Origin of the sequence: Paenibacillus sp. A14, assembly GCF_036864815.1 — a bacterium.
Classification (GTDB): domain Bacteria; phylum Bacillota; class Bacilli; order Paenibacillales; family Paenibacillaceae; genus Fontibacillus; species Fontibacillus sanfengchensis.
On sequence record NZ_JBAGJD010000028.1, the window covers coordinates 1 to 9,940 of the forward strand.

A 9,940-nucleotide genomic window follows, 5' to 3' on the forward strand; every position below is an offset into this window, starting at 1 on the left:
GTTATTCCCCTGGATTCTCGCCTTAACAGCATTAATCTTGCAAAAACCTTAACATCAGTTAGTCGTAATGAGTTGAACTAATGATGGAGGGATAGAGGCAGCCGGGTGAAATGTTCTTCCGATCGCTGTTGCTCCCGGATTTCTTGATGAATTAAATTCAGATAAGGTAGAAGTCCGGTCACAAAGGCGAACGCTACGCTTCTCCAGAATCATTTCACCCTCTTGCCTTTTCCCATCCTATGCTCTAGTTCAACTTGTTTGCCAGTGATGTTTCGCCTCTCCCAAAAAGGCAAAAAAAAGCCCCACCTCACTTCAAACGTACAGACACATTTTTTTCCAGAGTATGGTTTTTCTTCTGTTTTGGTTCTACATTTTTTTAGTAATAGATCATCCGTAGTTTCTCCAAACGTTCTGGATGAATTCTTGGACGACCGCCCTTTTTCCTTCGGCCCTTACTCGTCCGCTGCGTCACTGGATGTAAACGGTCCAAGAAATCGGTCCACGCATTCGTTAAATACGCACGCATCTTCCTCGTCACTTGGCCAATGGGCAGATCCGGAGCGTAGAGATACCGGATTTCTTCACACACTACGTACGCCAGTAGGTTTAAATAAATCAGGTTCCATACCGCCTGTGGCTTGTTGTTGTATATTTTTTTCAGATGCAAATTTGACTTCATGAATTTAAAAAATAGTTCCACTTTCCAGCGGTAGTGATACATTCGGGCCACATCTTCCGCTTTTACATCCCAGCGGTTCGTTAGAACTCGCACTTGATGAACCTTGTGCTTATTGTCGATAAACTCAAACTCGACCAGTCGGAACACGCCGGTTTGTTGGCTATCCGGGTCCTTGATTTCTACTTCGGCATCCCGCTTGATGAAACTCCCCGCGACCTTGGACTGAAGCACCCGTACTCTGCTGTTGCTCTTAAGTCGGACCACAAAGTAAATCTGATTTCGATCCCAATGGAGGAATTGTCCGTAACAGATATAACCTCGGTCAAACAAATAGGTGGTTCCTGGCTCCCAAACAAGGTGTTCCAACACTTCCGAGTCTAGGTCGGCCACCATCGCCGTGGAGAGTACGATGCCTTTTAGCCAGGCGCTTATCTCGCCGGTGAGATGCAGGCAGGTATGCATTTTTACCGCACTCTCTCCCGCTTGGCGTAATGCCCACTTCCCTCGCGGTAGGCTCAGAGTGATTGACGAGGAGTCTACCGCGGCCAGTCGCCCAAGTCCCTTGAGCTTTTTCGGTAGTGTAGGTCCCTGGTGATGCCACAGGTTTTTGAGACGCTGGAGGAACAAGTTACGAACACTGTCGGTTGGAATTTGCGCTAGTTTTCGATTTAAGGAGGAAGCATGGATCGACTCCAAGCCTACCCATTTTTGCAGCCACGGAGCACTTCGTAAATGCTCTGCGACGTTATCTAGTGAACTCCGTTTTTGCAAAATGGCCTCCAGAAAGAGAAGAATCGTGTTGCCAAAGCAAAGCTTCTTGGCGTAATGATCGCCACAGAGTAAACGCACATGGACATCCAACCAACCTAAGGCTTGACGAATCACGGATGGGTTAGGTATCTTTTTATTCAAGGAGACCTCCTTTCGTATGTGTCTGTACAATTCTACGATAACTGGGGTCTCCTTTTTTTGTAAATTATTCTTCTTACTTTTTATGTCATTTTTTTTGCAAGATTACTGCCTTAACAGCCTGTTTATGCGAAAATAAGCGCCGTGGCGACCGTTAGAATGGGAGATCGGCGTTTTCAGGACAAATAACGGCTGTGGCAACCGTTAGCGTTAATTTTCGTCTTTCTTGCAAGGCTGCTCATGCGACGGCGGTTAGGGAAATGGGGCACGCCGAATCCAACTCGCCACACCGAGGCGACAAGGTTCAAAATAAGCAGCACCCTGTCAGGTTTGATGCAACTTTAGTGCATTTTAGGGTCTTATTCTGGGAAAAAGCAGGCCAAACCCTGATTTCGGTGCCCGCAGCAGGGAAATAAGGCCTTTTCTGACCGCTATTTTCCTCGTGAAGGCGAATCGGGCTGAAGTAGCGGCCCCAAAGGCCACTATTTCAACGGGCGGCTAGGGAAACTGCGGGGCGCCGAATTCAGCACGCTACGTTGAAGCGAAAAGTCTTAAATATCAGCACCAAGGCAACGCCGTTCGTTTCTCAAAAAATGCTAGAAGGAGCTGAATTTTGCATCTTTTGGAGTTGGAAGAAGCTCTAAATGGGCGGATTTAGAGAGAGTCGCCAGCCTACAGACTATAGCAATCCCCGCAAGCGGGTCCGCAGCAATACCAGCAGTACGACGAGATTCCAAACGGCGCAGCCGAGAAAAACGACCGCCGAGCCGTACCAGGCAATGATCCATCCGGAGGCATACACGGCAATTGGCATGCCGACCCGGAACAAAGTACCGGTAATCCCCGCGATCCGGCCCATTAACGGAGCCGGGGTCTGTTCCTGCCGAAAGGAGTAAACGCAGACACTGTGGATGGTCGAGCCTAATCCGGTCAAGAACAGGGCGGTCAAGAATACCGGCAGCCCGTCGGTAAGGAATAAGAACAGATATCCCGCGCCGCTGATGAGAATGGACGCGGCGTACAGTTTGCCGAGGCCGAAGCGCAAGCGCATTTTTCCCATGGCGAGACTGGCGGCAAGTCCCCCCGCTCCGGCTGCCGACAGAACGACGGCCAACCCCGAAGAAGACAGATTCAATTCATCTTTGGCGAAAAAAATCACGGTCGTGCTGACCACGGTCGAGCTGCAATTCAGAAAAATGACGAATACAGTCATCATCCACAGTGAAGTGTTGCTTTTAAAGGCGGTCCAGCCCTCCATAAACGCTTTGGCCAAGCTGGCTTGCCCGTGGCCCTCCCCGCCGCCGGCACTCTTCTCCTCCAGGCGAAGCCGGGTGAACAGCAGCATGCACGAGCCGTAACAGCCAGCGGTAATCAGCAGCCCGTCGGAAATGTCCGGCAGCAAGAGGATCATGGCCGACAACGCCGGTCCCATGATGCCGACGAGCGTTTCGGCAAATGACAATTTGGCGTTTGCGGAGGTAAGCCGGTGCGTAGGTACGGCCAGCTTGGTCAGGCTGACCTGGGCGTTGAAGTAGCCGTAATTGAACGTCATCAGCAAAAATCCGATCGCATAATACAGCGGTAGCACATGGGTGCCCGAGCGAAAAAACAGAACGAATCCGATCAGAAGCAGCGCCTGAAGGCCGATCATCCAGAGCACCCAGCGTTTTTTGTCGACGCGGTCCACCAAGACGCCGATGAACAGGGCAAAGAAGAAATTCGGGAGCAACTCGGCGGTCTTCATACTGGACATGGCCACGGAGGAGTGTGTGATGTCATACATCATCAAAGGCAAGATGATTTCGTACAGCTTACTTCCGAAAGACAAAAGCAGCACACTGCAAAGAATCACAAGAAAAGGCCGGTTGGATTTCGTACCGTTGTAAATGTTCAGCGGGGATGAAGTTCCGCCTTGGGCTTTCGCCGGCTTGGGTTGCGCGGCCGCGTTAAAATCGGGATTCATGGGGCTACCTCCAGGAGTCATTTGAACTTGTTTTATTGTAGCTCTCCGGGCCGGCAAGAAAAATGGAAGGTTTGCCACGGAATATTTCTACTTTTTCACGGGTGGCGGGAGTTGCTGTGACACGGGCCTATTCTGCCGCATATGATGCCTAAGACGATCATCTTGTGGCAAAGGGGAGGACGGCTCTGAAAAAGCGAATCAAAACCACGAAGACCAGCAGCAGAGCGAGGAAGTCGCTCTACTTCGTAGATAATCCGGAAATTGACGAGTTAATGATGCTGGAGGAAACCGAGGTCGGGGAACCGGAGATCAAGATCGAACCGACGCGGGAGATGAAAATTCACCAAACGATTTACGCGCCGGAACTTCCGGTGAAGGAGGTATTTGTAGAGGAACAAGCGTCCGGGGATGATCCCGATGACGAAGCGGTTTGGGCTGAAGACCGGGAGGAGCAGTTGGAAACCGTGTTGGCGGAAAAAAAGGCGACGGCATCCTCGAAAGGAATTATCTATACGGATGATTTGACGGAGTACGCCGTAACCGGAGACAAAATCGCTCCCTATACGATCGACGCCACCAAGCTGAAGTTCAGCACGGTCGGTTCCGCCTGGATTGCCGACTACGCGGTGCTCGGCAGCAAGATCGCCGACGGTGCCGTGAACGGAGCAAAAATCGCGCCTCTGGCCATCCGCGGCGATCATTTGATCGACGGAGCGGTGGAAGGGCGAAACATCCGCGACCGGTCCATCAGCGGCAGCAAACTGGAGGACGGCAGCGTCACCGGTGATAAGCTGGCGGACGGGATCATTAATGGCGGCAAGCTGGCGGACGGCTCCATCGAAAGCCGTCACTTAAGCGAGTGGATCGTCACGACCGATTTGATCCAGGACCAGTCGGTGACGTCCGAGAAAATCCGCAGCGGATCCGTCAAATCCACCCACCTGGAGAATGGAGCTGTCGATAATTCGAAGCTGGGCGATTTGTCCGTGACGACTTCCAAGCTGCGCGACGGGGCGGTGACATCCGACAAGGTGCAGGACGGCTCCATTGAATGCCGCCATTTGGCCGAAAATGCCATTACGGTTCGTCACCTGGCTCCGGGCATGATCAGCCAGGAACATTTGGCCGCTTCCAGCGTGGGGGCCGAGCAACTGGGCGATGGCAGCGTCGGATCCGGACATTTGGCGGATCGGAGTATCGAAGCCCGGCATCTGTCTCCGGGGGCGGTTCACGCCGAGCATCTTCAGCCGGGAAGCATCGGGGAGCGGCAGATCGGTAAAGGCGAAATTCATGGCAAGCATCTGGCGGACAAAGGCATCCAGTCCACGAAACTGGCGGATCAATCGATAGGAACGTCTCAATTGGTGGACCAGGCGGTAACCTCGTCCAAAATTACCGATCAGAGCATCCTGCCGAGCAAAATCGCTGAGGAAGCCGTGCAAACGCGCCATCTCGCCAGGTCCTCCGTGCATGGCCCGCAGCTTGCCCCGGAGGCGGTAACGACGCTGCATCTTACTCCCGGTTCGGTGAACGGGGAAAAAATCGCCTTCGAAGCGATCCAGGGTTGGCATCTGGCCGCTGGGACCGTGACGGGCGACAAAATTGCGCCAGCATCGATTTCCGAAGGCCTGCTCGCAGCGGAGTCGGTGACCGAACGGCATTTGCAGGTTGGCAGCGTGACAAGCGCCAAGCTCGCGGACGGCGCTGTAACCGAGAGCAAGTTGGCGAACGGCTCGATCACCGGCCGGGCGATCGGCCAGGAGCAGGTGGATTCAGGGCATATTCGGCCGGGTGCGATCGAAAGGCCGCACCTTGCGGAGCGCAGCATTGATGGCAGCGCGCTTCAGGAAGGAAGCGTCCGCGAAGAACATATCGGAGACGGGGCGATATTTTCCCGGCATTTGCAGGACTTCGCGGTGACGTCCTTAAAGCTCTCTCCCGAAAGCGTAACAACCGATAAACTGAACGACTTGGCCGTAACAGCCCCCAAATTGGCCGAGGGAAGCATCACCGGTTCGAAAATCGCTCCGGGCTCGGTTGAATCTCGGCACCTGGCTCCGGGCGCGGTGCAGGGTGAAAGTTTGGCGAACGGCGCGGTGGGCGTCCGGCATTTGGACGCCAATGCAGTTGGGTCGGAACAGATTCAGCCGGCAGCGGTACAGGAAATCCATTTCGCCGATGCTGCAGTTTCCGAGCGGGTCCTGCAAAATGAGTCCGTCACCACAGCCAAGCTTGCGGCTGGAGCGGTTCGCTCCGAGCATTTGGGAGAGGGCAGCGTAATTGGCGTCCACCTGGCAGACGGTGCGGTGGAATCCCGGCACATCGGGTCCGCGGAGATCACCCGGGAACATTTGTCCGAGGGCCTGAAGCAGGAAGGCGTTCTGCCGGAGAACGGCATCGGCGGGGCCGATCTTCAGCCGTCTTCCATACAGCGGGCCCACTTGCAAAAGGGCATTATCGACGGGGAAGTGCTCCAGGAACATGTGGTGGGTCCAACCCATCTTCGTCCCAAGACCGTGCAAAGCTACCATTTGGCGGAGGCGGCCATCCAAGCGGAGCATCTGGCTGAAGGCGCGGTGGATTCGCGTCATGTGGCCGAAGGTAGCATTGACGGCCGTCTGCTCGGAGAACAGGTCATAGAGGGCCGGCATCTGCAACCGCACGCCGTCTCGATTGGCCATCTGTCCCCCGAATTGCAGGAGAACGGTTTGCTGCCCACCGACGGGATCGGCAGCGACGATCTTCAGGCCGGCTCAATCCGCAGGTCTCATTTGCAGAAGGGCAGCGTGGACGGGACGATTTTGCAAAATGAATCCGTGGGCGCCCTGCATCTGAAATTGCAGGCTGTGCAGTGCTATCACATTATGGATGAAGCGGTGCAAAGCCAGCATGTGTCTTCGGGCAACATCCATTCCCATCACTTGGCGAAAGGAATTATCGATGCCGTCCATATCGCGGAAGGGGCGGTGCAATCCGGTCATCTCGGAGAGAACGCGGTTTCGTTCCGGCAGTTGTCTGCCGAATTGCAGCGGGACGGTCTGCTGCCGACGGCGGGAATCGGCGGGGAGCAATTGCAAGCGGGCTCGATCGGGCCGCACCATCTCCAGCCGGGATCGGTGAACGCGGAGACGCTCGGTGCCGAGGCGGTAGGCCCGGATCACCTGCAGGCCAACGCTGTGACCAGCCGTCATCTGACGACGGGCTCCGTGCAGGAACACCATATCGGTAACGGTGTGATTCAGCGTCAGCACTTGTCGGCGCAATTGGTTGAAGCGGGCCATCTGGCCGACGAAGCGGTCCAGACGCGGCACATTTCTCCGGGCAGCGTGGAAACCTGGCAACTGTCGGCAGAATTGCAGCAGGGCGGTCTGCTGCCGTCGGCGGGGGTCGGCGGGGATCAACTGCAAGCGGGCTCGATCGGGTCGCACCATTTTCAGCCGGGAGCGGTACCCGCGGAGGCGCTTGGCGCCGACGCGGTAGGCCCGGATCACCTGCAGGCCAACGCCGTGTACAGCCGCCATCTGACGGCGGGATCGGTGCAGGAGCACCATATCGGTAATGGTGTGGTTCAGCGTCAGCACTTGTCGGCGCAATTGGTTGAAGCGGGCCATCTGGCCAACGAAGCGGTCCAGACGCGGCACATTTCTCCGGGCAGCGTGGAAACCTGGCAGCTGTCGGCAGAATTGCAGCAGAGCGGTCTGCTGCCATCGGCGGGGATCGGCGGGGATCAACTGCAAGCGGGCTCGATCGGGCCGCAGCATCTCCAGCCGGGAGCGGTGAACGCGGAGGCGCTTGGCGCCGAGGCGGTAGGCCCGGATCATCTGCGGGCCAACGCCGTATACAGCCGCCATCTGACTGCGGGGTCGGTACAGGAGCACCATATTGTGAATGGTGCGATACAGCACCAGCACCTGTCGTTGGAATCGGTGCATGCCGACCATCTGGCCGACGAAGCGGTTCAAACGCGGCACATCGCTCCGGACAGTGTGGAAACCTGGCAGCTGTCCGCCGAACTGCAGCGTGATGGTCTGCTGCCGTCGGAGGGGATCGGCGGAGACCAACTGCAAGCGGGCTCGATCGGCCAGGAACATCTTCAGCCGGGAGCGGTGAACGCGGAGGCGCTTGGCGCCGAGGCGGTAGGCCCGGATCATCTGCGGGCCAACGCCGTATATAGCCGCCATCTGACGACGGGATCGGTGCAGGATCACCATATTGTAAATGGTGCGGTACAGCGTCAACACTTGTCGTTGGAATCGGTGCATGCCGACCATCTCACGGATAAGGCGATTCAAACGCGGCACATTGCACCAGGCTCTGTGCAGGATCACCATATCGGGGACGGTGCGGTACAGCGTCAGCACCTGTCGGCGGAATCGGTTGATGCGGTGCATCTGGCCGACGAAGCGGTTCAGGCCCGGCACATCGCTCTAGGCTCTGTGCAGGAGCACCATATCGGGGACGGTGCGGTACAGCGTCAGCACCTGTCGGAGGAGTCGGTTGATGCGGTGCATCTGGCCGACGAAGCGGTTCAGGCCCGGCACATCGCTCCAGGCTCTGTGCAGGAGCACCATATCGTAGATGGTGCGGTACAGCGTCAGCACCTGTCGGAGGAATCCGTTGATGCGGTGCATCTGGCCGACGAAGCGGTTCAGGCCCGGCACATTGCACCAGGCTCTGTGCAGGAGCACCATATCGTAGATGGTGCGGTACAGCGTCAGCACCTGTCGGAGGAATCCGTTGATGCGGTGCATTTGGCCGACGAAGCGGTTCAGGCCCGGCACATTGCACCAGGCTCTGTGCAGGAGCACCATATCGTAGATGGTGCGGTACAGCGTCAGCACCTGTCGGAGGAATCGGTTGATTCCAGCCATTTGGCCGACGAAGCGGTCCAAACGCGGCACATCGCTCCGGACAGCGTGGAAACCTGGCAGCTGTCCGCCGAACTGCAGCGTGATGGTCTGCTGCCGTCGGCGGGGCTCGGCGGAGACCAACTGCAAGCGGGATCGATTAGCCAGGAGCATCTTCAGCCGGGAGCGGTGAACGCGGAGGCGCTTGGGGCCGAGGCTGTAGGCGCGGATCATCTGCAGAGAAGCGCCGTATACAGCCGTCATCTGACGGCGGGGTCGGTACAGGAGCACCATATCGGGGACGGTGCGGTACAGCGTCAGCATCTGTCGGCGGAATCGGTTGATGCGGTGCATTTGGCCGACGAAGCGGTCCAAACGCGGCACATCGCTCCGGACAGTGTGGAAACCTGGCAGTTGTCCGCCGAGCTGCAGCGAGATGGTCTGCTGCCGTCGGCGGGACTCGGCGGAGACCAACTGCAAGCGGGATCGATTGGCCCGCAGCATCTTCAGCCGGGAGCGGTGAACGCGGAGGCGCTTGGGGCCGAGGCTGTAGGCGCGGACCATCTGCAGAGAAGCGCCGTATACAGCCGTCATCTGACGGCGGGGTCGGTACAGGAGCACCATATCGGGGACGGTGCGGTACAGCGTCAGCATCTGTCGGCGGAATCGGTTGATGCGGTGCATTTGGCCGACGAAGCGGTCCAAACGCGGCACATCGCTCCGGACAGTGTGGAAACCTGGCAGTTGTCCGCCGAACTGCAGCGAGATGGTCTGCTGCCGTCGGCGGGGCTCGGCGGAGACCAACTGCAAGCGGGATCGATTGGCCAGGAGCATCTTCAGCCGGGAGCGGTGAACGGGGAGGCGCTCGGCGCCGAGGCTGTAGGCCCGGATCATCTGCGGACCAATGCCGTGTATAGCCATCATCTGTCGATGGGTTCCGTGCAAGAGCACCATATAAGTAATGGTGCAGTACAGCGCCAACACTTGTCGGTAGAATCGGTGCATGCCGACCATCTGACGGATAAGGCGATTCAAACGCGGCACATTGCACCAGGCTCCGTCCAGAAGCACCATATCAGGGATGGTGCGGTACAGCGTCAGCACCTGTCGGCGGAATCGGTTGATACGGTGCATTTGGCCGACGAAGCGGTTCAGGCCCGGCACATCGCTCCAGGCTCTGTGCTGGAGCACCATATCGTAAATGGTGCGGTACAGCGTCAGCACCTGTCGGCGGAATCGGTTGATGCGGTGCATTTGGCCGACGAAGCGGTTCAGGCCCGGCACATCGCTCCAGGCTCTGTGCTGGAGCACCATATCGGGGACGGTGCGGTACAGCGTCAGCACCTGTCGGCGGAATCGGTTGAAGCGGGCCATCTGGCCGATGAAGCGGTTCAAACGCGGCACATCGCTCCGGACAGCGTGGAAACCTGGCAGCTGTCCGCCGAACTGCAGCGGGATGGCCTGCTGCCGTCGGCGGGGCTCGGCGGAGACCAACTGCAAGCGGGATCGATTGGCCCGCAGCATCTTCAGCCGGGAGCGGTG

Annotated in this window: 3 protein-coding genes; 1 reads left to right on the top strand and 2 read right to left on the bottom strand. The window is 57.3% G+C overall.

All coding sequences use genetic code 11. The features are described 5' to 3' along the window. Window positions 1-376: 376 nt before the first annotated feature. Both V4U88_RS26855 and V4U88_RS26860 read right to left on the bottom strand, forming a co-directional pair. Window positions 377-1,591, bottom strand: a complete 1,215-nt coding sequence (locus V4U88_RS26855) for an IS4 family transposase (RefSeq protein ID WP_334075597.1) — start codon at window positions 1,589-1,591, stop codon at window positions 377-379. Window positions 1,592-2,267: 676 nt separating this feature from the next. Next, window positions 2,268-3,551 carry an MFS transporter gene (locus tag V4U88_RS26860; protein WP_334076244.1) on the bottom strand — a complete coding sequence of 428 codons (1,284 nt, stop codon included), beginning with the start codon at window positions 3,549-3,551 and terminating at the stop codon, window positions 2,268-2,270. A gap of 164 nt (window positions 3,552-3,715) precedes the next feature. Between V4U88_RS26860 and V4U88_RS26865 the strand changes: the two genes are divergently transcribed. Next, window positions 3,716-9,940 (top strand): hypothetical protein (locus V4U88_RS26865; protein WP_334076245.1); only part of this gene is annotated, 6,225 nt, incomplete at its 3' end.

Coding starts and splice junctions, on each gene's coding strand:
- V4U88_RS26860 (WP_334076244.1), bottom strand. CDS start 3,551: ATGAATCCCGATTTTAACGCGGCCGCGCAACCCAAGCCGGCGAAAGCC.